Origin of the sequence: Acaryochloris sp. 'Moss Beach' (assembly GCF_021497025.1) — a bacterium.
GTDB classification, from domain to species: Bacteria; Cyanobacteriota; Cyanobacteriia; order Thermosynechococcales; family Thermosynechococcaceae; genus Acaryochloris; species Acaryochloris marina_A.
The window spans coordinates 2,176,675-2,191,060 of sequence record NZ_CP071717.1 but is presented as its reverse complement, the minus strand read 5'-3'; the positions used below and the strand labels follow the sequence as shown (position 1 = coordinate 2,191,060).

Below are 14,386 nucleotides of genomic sequence, written 5' to 3'. Positions count from 1 at the left end.
CGTAAATGAGTCAGGCATTAATCAGCAAAACTGTTGTCAGTGAAGTGATGGGGGCTGCTCATAATGTCACTTTTGATAACTTTTGGGCCAAATTGAGCACATGGTACAGACTCAAGAACATCTGTGTGATCAACTCTTCAACTTGTTTGACATCGACATTTCGATCAAAACCCAAATGGCTTGGAGGTGGATAGGGAGGCACCTTCAGAGTGATTGACAACGTGCGATCACTCACTTTTAATCGTTTGATCTGTACGGTAGGGGGCAGTTGTATTGCCTCTTTTAGGGAGTCTCTCAATACGGTTACTGCCCCATATTTCTTCCGTTGAAATCGTAACGTTAAGGTGAGCGATAATCCTTTGGGTTTACCCTTTCGCTTATGCTTGGACTTGCCGCTACGACTGCGTTTCCAACCATATTTTTCAATATATAATTCTGTCAAAGTTAACGTAAATTCAGTCTGGTCCAGAAACTGACCTTCTAGTAATAACCAAGGATCCGCATAGCGATCGATTTTCCACTTAGCTCGACTTGGATCAGGCATCGTGTCAATCCGCTTATGTTTAACCTTAGTGGGATAACAATCCAGATGCAGATTTAGTGAGGGCTCTCCCTCCATGTCACGCATGGTTTTTTTGATTAGCCCTAATGCCAGCTGGTAGCGTTCTTCAGGTATCAGCCATGGCCGCTCTGCTGATTTCAGAATCCACAGGACCAGCAGCACCCCAATAGCAATAGCAAAAAACCAAAACAACGGTCGTAAGAATAGCCCCCCCACAAAGAAGCAAAATAATCCTAGCCAAGCAAATTGAGCAATGGAGTTGTATCGACGATTGCGCGCTTGTGCTTGCTGGATTCGAGCTGCTAGTTTCGCTAAGTCAGCCTGGATTTCGCTAGCAAAACCAATGTGTTTGTACTTCGGCTTTAGCCTAAATTTTGCAAGATTGAGAGACATTTAAGACTTTTCTCCAGGCTGGATGGCTCCTAATCAAGCCCTAGCATAAAATATAGCTGCACTGATTGCTATTTTCTCGTTCATGCCAAAGTTGGCTTATGTTTGTTTCGATGTGATTCCTGCACCTAAAGGGGCGGCGATTCATATTGCTGTCTTTACCCAAGCCCTAGCCGAATGCCATGGTTCTGTGCAGTTAGTCAGCGTTTCACCTACTTCAGAGATAGCTCCCACCGTAGAACGATGGCCAGGGGTCATTCATACTGCTCTCCCCGCCCATGGTAAGACCTTGATTGACCGAGTGATCACGTTTCGGCAGCAGCTTAAGCAGTGGTTGGTCGGCCAACGGTTTGATGTCATTCATGTGCGGTCGATGTATGAAGGATTCCCTATTGCCCAGCAAAAGTCAAAGTATTGTCAGACCCTGATTCTGGAAGTGAATGGCTTACCTTCCATTGAGTTGAAATATCGCTATCCACGGGTGGCTGATGATCGCGAACTGATGCATAAGCTGATGGCTCAAGAAGAGATTTGTCTAGAGCAAGCCGATCGAGTGATTACCGTTAGTACCGTCAATCGTGACTATTTAATTCAGCGTGGTGTCTCCCCAGACAAAATTCAGGTAATTGCCAATGGCGTCAATCTAGAACTCTTTTCCTATCAAGCCCCACAGCGAGATTCTGAAAGCTTGCGTCTAATGTACTTTGGCACTTTATCTGCTTGGCAAGGGGTGGATTTGGCCATTGAAGCCTTAGGACTCTACTGTCGAAACTTTCCAGCTACTCTGACGATTGTGGGGCCAGCAAAGCCAAAGCAGGTAAGATCCCTGACTAAACTTGCAGTTAAGTTAGGCGTAGACCAGCGTCTGCACATTCTAGAACCGCTCTCCCAGGCAGATCTTTGTCAGCAGATGCATGCAGCGGATGTGATTCTCGCTCCTTTGAAACCGAATGATCGCAATTGCATCCAAGGCTGTTGTCCATTAAAAGTTCTGGAGGGAATGGCGTCTGGAACGCCTGTCATCACCAGTGATCTCCCGGTTGTTCAAGAATTAGGAATGCCTGATATCCATTTTCTGGCGGTTCGTCCCGGAGCTGCCAAAGCGATTAAAGATGGCTTGCTTCGACTCAGAGCCAGTCCAGAACTAGGGTTGAGGCTGTCTCAGGCTGCGCGATTACACATTGAGAACCACTACACTTGGCAGCATTCCACCCAAAAACTCATTGATTGTTATCAACGTCTAGACGGAGCCTGTCCCTGATGCAATGGAGAAGTGTTAGTAGATTTCTATTGAACATTCGTGCTGTCGTAGGCCAATCTAGGCCGCCCAAAACACAATAATTTGTCATTCTATTTAGTATCTGTTGAGGCTATAGTGATGGGGTAAGACGTACTCCTGAGAGCAGTACAGTGCCATGGAATAACTGCAAGCCTATGTTGTAGACTTTTCTATGCACAGGCAGTGTTCGCTATTTTGTTCTCTCATTAGTAGTTTGGTGAGTCTTTATTGTCCTCATTAATACACTCTTGCACTTAATGGCCAAGTTTTCAGACCTGTTTCTGGGGCCAGCGCTTTAGCTTTTGGTTAGCTAGGCGATCAGCAAAGATGTTTCTTCTAAAGGATTTTTTATGGATTTCACAATTGAGTGTGAACCCCGAAAGAGTGGTATAAACCCCAGGCAGCTACGCAGGGAAGGGCAAATTCCCGTGGTTCTCTATGGTCACAAAAAAGCGGAATCAGTCTCCTTGAGTCTGTCAGCTGTGCTGGCAGAAAAAATGTTGACTGCAGTGGAGGTCAATAATACCTTAGTCAAGGTCAACGTTCCTGAGCTCTCTCTCAACTGCCTCTCTCTTCTTCGTGATGTTCAAACTCATCCGTGGAAAGGAAATCTCTACCATCTAAGCTTTTTTGCCATTTCGGGACAAGATAGTGTAACGATTACAGCCCCATTGCATTTCAATGGCGAGCCTGTTGGTGTTAAGAACGAAAATGGCTCATTGGATACAGTGCTCACTTCATTAGAGTTGCAATGTGATCCAAAGAGCATTCCCGAATTTATTGAAGTGGATATTAGTGCGCTGAAGGTGGGAGATGCAATTCATGTCAAGGATCTAAGTTTGCCTAAAGGCGTCGTTTCCAGTGGGGAAGAAAATCGCATTGTGGTGTCTATCTTGCCCCCTGCTGGTCCTTCTAGTTCCGATGAAGAGACAAGTGCTGCAGACGAACCTACCACTACAGACGAGTAATAACTCCCTTTAGAAACTAGTGGTGGCAGCCCTGTTTGACTATCCACAAAACAGGGCTGCCACCACTAGTAAGGTGAGATTTCAAAAAAAAGAGTCAGGCATTAGAGCGCTCGCATCAATTGTTCTAACTGAGTTCTTTCTTGTATCAAGGCATGGCGCGTTTGGACAAACTGACGGGCTCGTTGTCCCATCTGCTGACGCTCTTCTGCAGATAATGACAAACAGTCCAAAATAGCATCGCCCAAACGATGCAGCTGAGATCGCGGCAACAACCATCCCGTTTGCCCTGACTCAATTACCTCTGGGATGCCGCCCGCATCGCTAGCAATGCAGCAGCGTTCACAAGCCATTGCTTCTAGTAAAGCATTGGGCATTCCTTCCCATAAAGAGGGCTGTAGATAGACATCACAGAGATTCAAGTGCTGAACGATTCGCTCAGGTTCTGATATCTGGCCTGTGACAATCACCCGAGCTGCATGATCGGGATGATCGATGGCAAAAGTTTGTAGCAACGACTGGGCAGCAGAACGCAGCTCGCCAATAATCAATAGACAGGCTGGACGCTGTGCTCGAATCTGAGTGAGCGCCTGCAATAAAAATCGCTGACCTTTTTTCTCTCTCAGCTCTCCCGAAAAACCCAAAACGATTTCCTGGTCGGCAATGCCTAAGGTGTGGCGCAGGTCTTTCAGTTCGCCACCGGGCAGGGGATGAAAAACCTCGCAATCGAGGGTGTTGGGAAGAACGGTTATGTTAGTGCGATTGCCGCAGGCCGGTCGCAGGCCATCGCAAACCAGCTGCATCTTGTGGGCCATATCTTGGCTGACTGCGGTGAGAGTCGAGGCATGGGTGAGCGTCCACTGCAAGCGAGCAAAGTCTCCGGGAGGAAACAATTCTCGATCAATGTCATTCCCCCCGCGCACTGACAATCGTTGGTATTTGATGTTGTCGGCCAAACCACACCCCTAAAAAACCGGCAGGGAATAAATAATGTCCCCATACGGCCTGAAACGGGGAAGCCTGGTGCAGACCCTCCAAAATATTGAGAGTATGGGGCATCGTGGCATCCCAATGGCGATATAACCCCAGCCGATAGACCTTGCCCAAACCCATCTGCTCTGCACTCACCTCACCCGGCTGGAGATAACGACTCCAGGTCACCACATCTACGGTGATGCCTAAGCTTTGCAGAGATGCAACAATCCGTCCTGCACTGCGGGATACACCTCCTATATCTGGGGGGAAACGTTCAGTTAGGAATAGCAAATGGGGCAAGCTCATAGTTCACAGCTTGCCATAACCCGATCCCTTTAGAGCAAGACGGTTTAGAGTTGATTGGCAGGATTATGCTCTGCAAATCTGGGCGTCAGGCAGTAAGGACAGTCCAACCACTCCGGTAAGAGCCCTGCATTGCAAACCAGACAGTTCAGTGCGGTCTTGCGCTTCGCTTTTAGCTCTGTTTTCAATCCACTATCGGAGAAGGTGACTCGTTCTACCTCTTCTAGGGATGTTGCGCCTTTTTCAACCAGATTCAGGCTGTAGGCTAGCAAGGTTTGCATCCCTTCTTCGACAGCTACTTCTTTGATGTGCTCTGTCGGGGCTCCTTCGGTAATTAGTCCCTTTAACTTTTCAGTTACCTGCATGACTTCATAGACCCCGCATCGCCCGGAGTAACCGATGCCAGCACAGGTGGGGCAAGCGTCTTCGGTGTTTGCCGTTGCCAAAATATCGTCTGACGTGGAGGTATTTGCTTTGTAAAAGGTGACCTCCGTTTTGGCGGAAGCCATTAACCCGAACTGAGCCAGCTTTTCTGGGGAAGGACGATAGGGAATCCGACAGTCTGGACAAAGGCGACGAACCAGTCGCTGGGCAACCACACCCAATAAGGACGCCGAGACCATAAACGGTTCCACATCCATCTCTGCCAAACGCACAATGGCGCTGGCTGCATCGTTGGTGTGCAAGGTCGTTAACACCAAGTGACCAGTTAACGCTGCCTCAATCGCCGTTTTTGCAGTTTCCTTGTCCCGAGTCTCACCCACAAGTAGGACATCCGGGTCTTGTCGCAGAAAGGCCCGCAGAATGGATGCGAAGTCCATGCCTTTTTCCCGCAGGACTTGAACCTGGGTAATCCCCTGCAGGGTATATTCAATGGGATCTTCAACGGTACTGATATTCACCTCAGGCGTATTACGCTCAGTTAAGGCTGAATATAGAGTCGTCGTTTTACCAGAACCGGTGGGGCCTGTAACCAAAATCAACCCAAACGGGCGAGCTACCATTTCCCGTACAATCTCAAGGCTGGCTTCATCGTCAATTAGGTTGTTGAGACCCAACTGCATGGCAGAGTTGTCTAAAATCCGCAAAACCACCTTCTCGCCATAGCGGCTGGGTAAGGTGCTGACTCGAAAGTCAACTTTGCGGCCTTGAAATAACCGAAGAATCCGGCCATCTTGGGGTAAACGCCGTTCCGCAATATCTAGGTTAGCGATGATCTTGAAACGAGAGACTAACGCGGGGGCAATGCGACGTGGTAGGGGTGCAAAGGCATTGTGCAGTAGGCCGTCTTTACGAAAGCGAACGCGCAAATTGTCTTCTTGCGGCTCAATATGAATATCAGAAATGTCGTTTTGCAACGCTTTTGCCAATATCTTATTGACTAAAGAAATGACGGGTGCCGCATTTTCATCTAGAAGGGCCTCATCTAGATTGATATCTGCATCATTGGTAGATAGATCTTCAATTCCTCCTAGGCGATCTAGATCATCTTCCAGTCCGTATTCGACGGGCAGATTTTCTTGGATGGTTGCCTGACGTTTGGCTTGAGCGTCTAAGAATTTGGCAATCAGCATTTGAAAGGTATCCAAATCCAGAACAACCCGCTGAAAGGTCATTCCATTGGAGCGCAGCAAATAGTCAACATCATCAATGGCACTGAGGTGATCTGGGTTGACCATCCCCAGCCGGACAACAGGTGGATCGACATCATCATTGCAGGCTAGGGGCAAAATCTGATAGCGACGACAATAGTCGAGGGGGATGACCGTGCGAATCAGTCGATCAATTTCGTCAAAGTCAACCTGGGTGAGCTCAGGATCGAGGCAATCCAGCCCATAGAGAATTTTGAGTTCAAATAGCTGCTGACGCTTAATCTGACGGAGAAGCCGGGGAGGCAAAGGTTTCCCCGTCATCTTCTGGAGAATCGCTAGTAGCGAGCGTCCCTTTCGCCGACTTTCATAAATCGCTTCTCGCAAGCGTGCTTGATCTACATAGCCACTCTTAATTAATTTTTCGTTTGAAGGAGAAAAATTGTTTCTAACGAGCAGTTCCCGCTTGGATGAGTTATTCTCCATGACTATAAAAAAATCTATAAAGTTAATTAAATGTGCAGATAAAAAAAACGGTGTATTCCCAAATACTTTGGGTTATGGGGAAAATCCAAGGCTAATGCAGACTGAATCAGTCGTGACCTATCAATACCATATATATACTGGCCGAAACAATCGTAGAAATTTTGCTCCCAGGACAATCAATACCTCTCCTCGCACTGTTCTTGGGTAAATCAGCAGCATTTACAAAATTTTGATGATTTTTGTTGGTATGGATGGATTTTATCCTTGTTTCAATCGAGTGGGATTGAAAGAATAATTTTTGAGCTCAGGAAATATATCTACACGGATTTGAGCTGGGTCTGAAGGCATTAGCTGATTTTGTTACACTTACTACATCAGCCCTTCCCATCAGATTAGCTGAGTCATTTTTGCCCATTTGCAATCAATTTGGATCACTCCATTTATGTCTCCAACTGCGCTGCTTTCCCGAGAACTGCCGACCCTAGATTATTCTGCAACGCGCGATCGCTTTGACGATACCTGGCGATCGCCTTTGTCTACGCTATTGGGGTTAGGCCGAGCTGCTGGAGCCGACTTTGTGGAGTTTTTCCTAGAGCGGGTCAACTACATTAGTTGTCTCGCAGAAGAAGATGCCATCACTAGCATCTCTCCTCGACTGGTTGCGGGAGCGGGCGTTCGCGTATTTTTGGGCAAGGGGGATTGCTACGTCAGCACCAATGATATGAGTTTTAAGGGCCTGAAATCGGCCTTAGAAAAAGCCCTCTCCATTTTGGGGTTAAACCTACCCAGTCCTCAGGCGTTTGTCCCTGAAATTAATTTAGATCTGCTGCGGGACTATGCCTCTACTAATGGCAAAGAGGCTTGGCTTGCCAACTGTAGCTCCATGCAGGAAATGGGCGATATTTTGCTGACTGCCAATGCCCAATTGGACAAAGATGCGAAGCATGTCCAATCTCGCCGAGCCACCTACTTCCGAGATTGGCAAGAGGTGCTAGTTGCCGCCAGTGATGGGGTGTTTGCTCGTGATATTCGTTTGACCCAATCTGTGGGCTATAGTTTGCTCTGTGCCGAAGGGAGTGACCGCGCTTCCATTAATAAGCGAGTCGGTGCCACCAATAATCCCAACTTTCTCCGTTCTTGGCAATATGCAGGAGATTCAGCAGAAGTTTCAGAATCTGCAGGCCAAATGCTTCATGCAGATTATGTGGAGTCTGGTAATTACCCGATCATTATGGCTAATGAGTTTGGCGGGGTGATCTTCCATGAAGCTTGTGGTCATTTGTTAGAGACAACCCAAATTGAGCGCCAGACGAGCCCTTTCTCGGATATGAAAGGTCAAAAAATCGCCCATGAGAACCTGACGGCCTGGGATGAAGGTTTATCTCCCAATGCCTTTGGTTCCATTGATATGGACGATGAAGGTATGCCAGTGCAGCGCACTCTACTGATTGAGAATGGCATCCTCAAAAACTTCCTATCTGACCGAGCGGGCTGTATCCGTACGGGCCACCCTCGCACCGGCAGTGGTCGTCGGCAGAGCTATACCCATGCTGCAGCGAGCCGCATGCGAAATACCTATATTGCCCCCGGTAATTTCACCAATGATGATTTATTTAACTCGGTAGAAAAGGGCATTTATTGCAAAAAGATGGGCGGCGGCAGCGTCGGTCCAACTGGAGAGTTTAACTTTGGTGTGGATGAAGCCTATCTGATTGAGAATGGCAAAATCACCAAGCCGCTCAAGGGCGCAACTTTGATTGGGGAAGCCAAGGAAATTATGAAGCGAATTTCCATGTCTTCCCAGGATTTGGGCTTAGCGGCAGGATTCTGCGGTTCCATTAGTGGCAGTATTTACGTCACGGTGGGACAACCCCATATCAAGGTGGATGAGATTACGGTGGGTGGTCGCTAAAGCATCACTACAGACCTCTTAAGAGATTGCACCTAAAAATTCAAGAAATAATACACCTAAAAAATAGGAGAACCCGTTAGCGTGTCTGATGTTGCTACCATCGCTGCGATCGCAAAAGAAAAAGCCCAATCCCTAGGCATCCAAAAATTTGATGTCTGTGGGTCTACGGTGGATGAAGCCAGCGTTCAAGTTGACCAAGGCGAACCCAAACAGGTCAAAGCCTCCAAGCGTTCTAGCGTCATGGTTCGAGTTTGGAATGAAGCCAATACCGTGGGGGTCACCACCACAAGCGAAGTCGATGAACTGGGACTAGAATTGGCGCTCAAAACAGCCCAAGAAGCCAGTGCCTTTGGTGCGAAAGAGCATGTGCCTGATTTCAGCCCAGAAGCGACTTCAGACCTAGAGGCACCTCAATCTAAACTGGTGCCCCAGGCGGAAATCGCTACTCTGATTGATAACCTGGTACAGACGGAAGCGAAGTTGATGGCAGCCCATGATGCGATCGCAGGCGTTCCTTACAATGGCTTAGCCCAGCGAGATGTCCAACGCTTCTACCTCAACAGTGAGGGTGCCATGCGGCAAGAAGCTCGGTCTTCCAGTTCGATTTATCTCTATAGCAAAACTGAACAGGAAGGCAGACGTCCCCGTAGCGCGGGTGCTTACCGGGTGAGTCAAGGCCTCAAGCAGCTCGACATTGAAGGTTGTCTGCAAGAAACCGCAGAAAAGACTATCAGTCACCTCAACTATCAGCCGATTACCTCTGGGAAATATCGCGTTGTCTTATCTGCTGAAGCTTTTCTCAGTTTGCTGGGTGCTTTCTCTAACCTGTTCAATGCTCAAAGCGTGCTCGACAATCGCAGCCTATCCACGGTTGACTCCTTAGGCACAGAAATTGCGTCACCGCTGCTCTCCGTTGCCGATGATGCCCTCCACGCTGACAACGTGGGTACAACCACCTTTGATGATGAAGGAACCCCCACCCGACGAATTCCCATTATCGATCAAGGGGTGCTCACGAATTTCCTCCATAGTTCAGGCACGGCTAAACGTCTCGATGCTCAGCCCACGGGTCATGCCAATCTAGGGGCAAAGGTCTCTGTGGGACCTCATTTCTACCATGTGTTTTCTACCAGTACACCTGAGCAAACCTACAGCTTAGAAACCGCCGAAAATGTAGTCTTTATTGATGATGTTCAAGCCCTTCATGCTGGGGTAAAAGCGCTTCAAGGCTCTTTCTCTCTGCCTTTTGATGGCTGGCTGGTTACCAATGGGAAGCGGGTCAGTGTTGAATCTGCCACTGTTGCCGGAGACTTCCGAGAACTGCTCAAATCGATTATTTATATCGAATCTGAGGCAGAACTCACACCTGGTGGCATCTGCCCCAGAATCTGGGTGGATGAGTTATCTATTACAGGTGAATAGGCAGTTAAAAACTAATCACGCTCCGAATTGATTCCCCTTTATGCATCAAGTCAAAAGCAGTGTTGATTTGGTCTAGAGGCATAGTGTGGGTGACCAGGGAATCAATATCGATTTTGCCATCCATATACCAATCGACAATCTTAGGGACATCGGTGCGTCCTTTTGCGCCCCCAAAGGCCGTACCTTTCCAGACCCGTCCCGTCACAAGTTGAAAGGGACGGGTGCTAATTTCTTGGCCCGCACCTGCAACCCCAATAATGATGCTTTCTCCCCAACCCTTATGGCAGCATTCCAGAGCTTGGCGCATTACCTCGATGTTGCCAATACATTCAAAGCTATAGTCAGCCCCGCCTTTCGTTAGCTCGACGAGATAGGGGACTAAATCTCCTTCCACCTCTTTGGGATTAACGAAATGGGTCATGCCCAATTTTTCCGCTAGGGGCCGCTTGGCGGGATTGAGATCGACCCCAACAATCATATTGGCTCCCACTAGACGAGCAGCTTGAATCACGTTCAGACCAATGCCCCCTAAACCAAAGACAACCACGTTGGCCCCCGGCTCCACTTTGGCTGTATTGATGACTGCTCCAATGCCTGTTGTTACCCCACAACCAATCAAACAGACCTTATCAAAGGGGGCATCTTCACGAATTTTGGCCAGAGAAATTTCAGGCACCACCGTATAGTTGGCAAAGGTGGAGGTACCCATATAGTGAAATAACTTGTCACTACCCAGGGAAAAGCGGCTAGAGCCATTCGGCATTACCCCTTTGCCTTGGGTTGAACGAATGGCCTGACATAAGTTGGTCTTGCCGCTCAAGCAATATTCGCAAGCTCGGCACTCCGGCACATACAGCGGAATGACATGATCACCAGGCTTAAGGGATTTAACGTCAGGTCCGACTTCTGCGACGATTCCTGCTCCTTCATGGCCCAAGATGGCAGGGAACAAGCCTTCTGGATCGGCACCAGACAAGGTATAAGCATCTGTATGGCAAACCCCTGTAGCCTTTATCTCTACCAAGACTTCCCCAGCTTTGGGGCCTTCTAAATCAACTGTCTCAATGCTGAGGGGCTGTCCGGCTGCTTGGGCCACCGCTGCTTTGACCTTCATCTCAGATCTCCTAAGGGGTACGCGCTTTTTACTATACGCGCTCTCAGATTCAGTCGATCAACAGGTTTACAAGTTTTACCAAGACCGATTAGATGTAGGACGAGACATCCTCTTTACAGTCATCAGCAAGATAAGACAGGGCTTTAAACCGCAAGCCTACGAGCTGCTCATAGAGGGGGTTGAGTTTGCACATGGGGGGAATATGGACCACCTTCTTGCCAAATAAGGTGATATCCCGTTCAAATGGGCATTGGGAAGGAATCATTTTGCACAGGAACCGGGCCACTTCGGGGTCTTGAATATCCAAACCATCCAGCCATTGGCGAACAGGCTTGAGGGGATCGCGAGGTTGCTTTTCAGTGGGTTTCGGTGCGCCACCTATGGCTTCGCCATCTAAGGTGAGGCGTAGAGAGTCAACGGCCGTGAGCTGGACTCGTAGAGCCTGGGCAAAGGTTTCCAGGACTTGGTCTTCAGAACTGGAATACACCCCATCGGCAAGGGCCACCATCACTGCAGTCCGCAAAAAGTTTTCTGCAACTTTGGGATTGTCGCCTAAGCCATCGGCCAGCTCTTCTGGGGAAATGGGTTTAAAGGAATCGTTATCTAGGTCCGGCGTCAGTTCATTCGCCACTACTTCCTCAATCAGGGACTGTTCCTGAGGATCAAACTTGCCATCAGACCAGGCAATGGTCATCAGGCCTCGGAGCCAAGTAGAGGTTTGATCCGCTGTGAAAGTAGATTGTGAGCTAGTTGTCATAACGTTTCCCAGAAGTAGGTCACCAAATGATTCAGTGGAAAGTGCTGCTGCTCACTGATTGTAACCTTTGCGCACAAAGGATGCTCGCTGTTCCTGATGCTCTCCTGGTAAGTTTGAATGGGGGCACTAGATCTTAGAACAGCTCACTTAGGCATTTTTCAATGGCGCGTAAGCCAACCTTAACCTACGATCGCGGCACGTTAATTTTGCATCCCCCGCCGAAGGGCAAAGATTGGCTGGATTTTGCGACCTGGGATGATCGCGTGGAACGGTTTCGGGTGCCAGCAATTGAGTACCGATCCTTACTGACGGCTACACAAAGCACCGATCCACGTCTGGTAGATCAAGCCAAATCCTACGAGACTTTGGAGCTGACTCCTAGTCTACAAATGGAGCCCTATCGTCATCAGCAGGAGGCTCTAGATGCTTGGCAGCAGGAACGTCGAGGGGTCGTTGTCTTACCAACAGCAGCGGGTAAAACCTATTTAGCTCAGCTTGTGATTCAGGCTACTCAACGCAGTACTTTAATCACCGTCCCGACGCTGGATTTAATGCATCAGTGGTATGCCCATTTGGTTGCCGCTTTCCCCGATGCGGAGATCGGCTTGTTAGGCGGTGGTTCACGAGATCGTACCCCAATACTCATTTCCACTTACGATAGTGCCGCTATCCAAGCTGAAAATTTGGGCAATCGCTATGGTCTACTCGTTTTCGATGAATGCCACCATTTACCTAGTAGCTTTAATCGGGTGATTGCTGAATATGCCATTGCCCCTTATCGGTTGGGACTCACGGCGACCCCAGAACGGAGTGATGGTAAGCATGAAGATTTAGATAGCCTGATTGGCCCCACGGTCTATCGTAGATCTGCAGAAGAGCTGTCTGGTGTCGCCTTAGCCAAACATAGAACGGTCCAAATTCAAGTCAAGCTCTCCGCCCAAGAACGAGAACGATACGATGAGCTGATTCAAACCCGCAATCAGTTTCTTCAATCTGCCCATATTTTTCTGGGAAGCTTAAAAGGTTGGCAGCAGTTTGTGCGGGAGAGTGCTCGGTCCAAAGCAGGGCGGAGAGCTATGTTAGCCCATCGTCAGGCCCGTGCGATCGCATTCGGTACTGAAGGTAAACTCCGCATCCTCGCTGATCTCCTTGCTCAACACCATCCTGAACAAACGCTGATTTTTACCGACGATAATGCTACGGTCTATCGAGTTTCTCAAGATTTTTTAATCCCAGCCATTACCCATAAAACCCCTGTCAAAGAGCGCCATGATATTTTGCAACGGTTTCGCTCCGGTGATTACCCCACTCTAATTGCTTCTCGCGTCCTCAATGAAGGGGTAGACGTTCCAGAAGCGAGTATTGCCATTGTCCTATCAGGAACAGGTTCAACCCGAGAATATGTGCAGCGCTTGGGGCGAGTGCTACGCAAAGGCAAAGATCCAGATAAATTGGCTTTACTGTATGAGGTGATTGCGGAGAATACCAGTGAAGAAAATACTGCGCGTCGTCGGCAACCTAAGAAAAGCAAACCTCAATTATCTGTAGTTCCCAAGCCATATGCGACCAATGATGTCCCAATCCCTCGGGCTGCTGAGAAGAAATCAGATGGGTCTCAATCTTCTGAGCATTGATGTGTGCTTTCGTAGCCCATGGCTTAAGCTCTTTCTTTGCCCTGCTTCCTATGAGACTATAGGCACGACAAAGTGTTGTGGGAAAGTAGCGGATGAGATTGAAATATTTGGGCCAGGTTCTATGGGTTGGTCTACTGCTGATGTCATGCTCAGGCAGTCCAGACTCTGAGCCATCAGCAGATCAAACAGCCTCTCAGCCTGCTTTAAGCAAATCTGAAACGGGCAAAACTTTGGCCCAAGGAGACTTTGTTGGATCGGATCATGATACCAAGGGAAGCGCTACCCTCATCTCCAGTGATGGCAAGACTTTGCTAGAATTTGATCAAGCCTTTAAAACTGATCAAGGTCCTGATTTATTTGTATTGTTACACCAGGATGCGAAGCCAGAAACTTATAATCCAAACGACTATAAGGTGATCAGTAAACTACAGAATACTCAAGGCCTACAACAGTATGAGATCCCTGCAGATGTAGATCTCGCCAAGTATCAGTCTGTTGCGATTTGGTGTAAGAAATTTAATGTTACGTTTGGCTATGCCCCATTAACCGATCAGCAAAGCCAGGGATAACCTTTATGTCACCCACCCTTATCAAATTAGCTGGATGGCTACCCGCCGTTATTATTCCCGCTGCTACTATCATTCAATTGACCACCATCTTTAAAGATCGGTCAACGCAAGGCGTGAGTTGGTTGACTTGGTTCCTATTTGGAGTCGCCAACATTGGCCTTTATATTTACACAGAAAAATATACAGCCTTACAATCAATCGTTGGTTTATTGGGCTCAGCAGTTCTCGACTTTCTGATTGCTGGGTTAGCCATTGCTAGTTTTGGTGTGTCAAAAGATTCGGCTCAATCTACCTAGTAGTCCAGCTGGCTCTTTCAATGCTGTGGATATTCGTGCGTTTAGGGAATTCGCCCGGTTTCTTTTCTACCAAATTTTGTAGCTGGCATCTGCTGTTATTAACAATTCAAACAGTTGCCCTCAGTGGGGCTAA

General features: G+C 48.2%; 11 protein-coding genes and 1 pseudogene. 7 read left to right on the top strand and 5 right to left on the bottom strand.

The window, feature by feature from the left end:
• Positions 1-58: 58 nt before the first annotated feature.
• Positions 59-955: a hypothetical protein gene (locus HRE53_RS10125; RefSeq protein WP_235110275.1), complete on the bottom strand. Its 897-nt coding sequence runs from the start codon at positions 953-955 to the stop codon at positions 59-61.
• An 82-nt stretch (positions 956-1,037) separates the two neighbouring features.
• Here HRE53_RS10125 and HRE53_RS10120 point away from each other — a divergent pair, with 82 nt between their 5' ends.
• Together HRE53_RS10120 and HRE53_RS10115 are read left to right on the top strand one after the other, a co-directional pair.
• Positions 1,038-2,213 (top strand): glycosyltransferase family 4 protein, encoded by a 1,176-nt coding sequence (locus HRE53_RS10120; RefSeq protein WP_235110273.1) that lies wholly within the window; start codon positions 1,038-1,040, stop codon positions 2,211-2,213.
• Positions 2,214-2,581: 368 nt separating this feature from the next.
• Positions 2,582-3,199 (top strand): 50S ribosomal protein L25/general stress protein Ctc, encoded by a 618-nt coding sequence (locus tag HRE53_RS10115; RefSeq protein WP_235110271.1) that lies wholly within the window; start codon positions 2,582-2,584, stop codon positions 3,197-3,199.
• 101 nt (positions 3,200-3,300) lie between these two features.
• Here HRE53_RS10115 and HRE53_RS10110 read toward each other — a convergent pair.
• Together HRE53_RS10110 and HRE53_RS10100 are read right to left on the bottom strand one after the other, a co-directional pair.
• A pseudogene (locus tag HRE53_RS10110) lies at positions 3,301-4,477 on the bottom strand (glycosyltransferase family 4 protein).
• 44 nt (positions 4,478-4,521) lie between these two features.
• Entirely contained in the window at positions 4,522-6,549 is a 2,028-nt protein-coding gene (locus tag HRE53_RS10100; RefSeq protein WP_212663327.1) for a GspE/PulE family protein, read from the bottom strand.
• A gap of 442 nt (positions 6,550-6,991) precedes the next feature.
• On the opposite strand from HRE53_RS10100, the gene HRE53_RS10095 reads away from it, so the two are divergent.
• Positions 6,992-8,461 carry a TldD/PmbA family protein gene (locus HRE53_RS10095; RefSeq protein WP_212663326.1) on the top strand — a complete coding sequence of 490 codons (1,470 nt, stop codon included), beginning with the start codon at positions 6,992-6,994 and terminating at the stop codon, positions 8,459-8,461.
• An 81-nt stretch (positions 8,462-8,542) separates the two neighbouring features.
• Positions 8,543-9,883: a TldD/PmbA family protein gene (locus tag HRE53_RS10090; RefSeq protein ID WP_235110268.1), complete on the top strand. Its 1,341-nt coding sequence runs from the start codon at positions 8,543-8,545 to the stop codon at positions 9,881-9,883.
• Positions 9,884-9,887: 4 nt separating this feature from the next.
• Here HRE53_RS10090 and HRE53_RS10085 read toward each other — a convergent pair whose 3' ends face one another.
• Together HRE53_RS10085 and HRE53_RS10080 are read right to left on the bottom strand one after the other, a co-directional pair.
• Positions 9,888-10,997 carry an S-(hydroxymethyl)glutathione dehydrogenase/class III alcohol dehydrogenase gene (locus tag HRE53_RS10085; RefSeq protein ID WP_235110266.1) on the bottom strand — a complete coding sequence of 370 codons (1,110 nt, stop codon included), beginning with the start codon at positions 10,995-10,997 and terminating at the stop codon, positions 9,888-9,890.
• Positions 10,998-11,085: 88 nt separating this feature from the next.
• On the bottom strand, positions 11,086-11,754 hold the full coding sequence (locus tag HRE53_RS10080) for a Mo-dependent nitrogenase C-terminal domain-containing protein (protein WP_235110265.1): 669 nt from the start codon (positions 11,752-11,754) through the stop codon (positions 11,086-11,088).
• 161 nt (positions 11,755-11,915) lie between these two features.
• Here HRE53_RS10080 and HRE53_RS10075 point away from each other — a divergent pair, with 161 nt between their 5' ends.
• From HRE53_RS10075 to HRE53_RS10065, 3 genes are all read left to right on the top strand, one after another.
• Positions 11,916-13,388: a DEAD/DEAH box helicase gene (locus tag HRE53_RS10075; RefSeq protein WP_235110264.1), complete on the top strand. Its 1,473-nt coding sequence runs from the start codon at positions 11,916-11,918 to the stop codon at positions 13,386-13,388.
• A gap of 92 nt (positions 13,389-13,480) precedes the next feature.
• The gene (locus tag HRE53_RS10070; protein WP_235110263.1) at positions 13,481-13,957 is read left to right on the top strand and encodes a DM13 domain-containing protein; all 477 of its coding nucleotides are present in this window, start codon (positions 13,481-13,483) and stop codon (positions 13,955-13,957) included.
• A 5-nt stretch (positions 13,958-13,962) separates the two neighbouring features.
• The gene (locus HRE53_RS10065; protein WP_235110262.1) at positions 13,963-14,253 is read left to right on the top strand and encodes a hypothetical protein; all 291 of its coding nucleotides are present in this window, start codon (positions 13,963-13,965) and stop codon (positions 14,251-14,253) included.
• The last annotated feature ends 133 nt before the right edge of the window (positions 14,254-14,386 follow it).

Coding starts and splice junctions, on each gene's coding strand:
- HRE53_RS10125 (WP_235110275.1), bottom strand. CDS start 955: ATGTCTCTCAATCTTGCAAAATTTAGGCTAAAGCCGAAGTACAAACAC.
- HRE53_RS10120 (WP_235110273.1), top strand. CDS start 1,038: ATGCCAAAGTTGGCTTATGTTTGTTTCGATGTGATTCCTGCACCTAAA.
- HRE53_RS10115 (WP_235110271.1), top strand. CDS start 2,582: ATGGATTTCACAATTGAGTGTGAACCCCGAAAGAGTGGTATAAACCCC.
- HRE53_RS10100 (WP_212663327.1), bottom strand. CDS start 6,549: ATGGAGAATAACTCATCCAAGCGGGAACTGCTCGTTAGAAACAATTTT.
- HRE53_RS10095 (WP_212663326.1), top strand. CDS start 6,992: ATGTCTCCAACTGCGCTGCTTTCCCGAGAACTGCCGACCCTAGATTAT.
- HRE53_RS10085 (WP_235110266.1), bottom strand. CDS start 10,997: ATGAAGGTCAAAGCAGCGGTGGCCCAAGCAGCCGGACAGCCCCTCAGC.
- HRE53_RS10080 (WP_235110265.1), bottom strand. CDS start 11,754: ATGACAACTAGCTCACAATCTACTTTCACAGCGGATCAAACCTCTACT.
- HRE53_RS10075 (WP_235110264.1), top strand. CDS start 11,916: ATGGCGCGTAAGCCAACCTTAACCTACGATCGCGGCACGTTAATTTTG.
- HRE53_RS10070 (WP_235110263.1), top strand. CDS start 13,481: ATGAGATTGAAATATTTGGGCCAGGTTCTATGGGTTGGTCTACTGCTG.
- HRE53_RS10065 (WP_235110262.1), top strand. CDS start 13,963: ATGTCACCCACCCTTATCAAATTAGCTGGATGGCTACCCGCCGTTATT.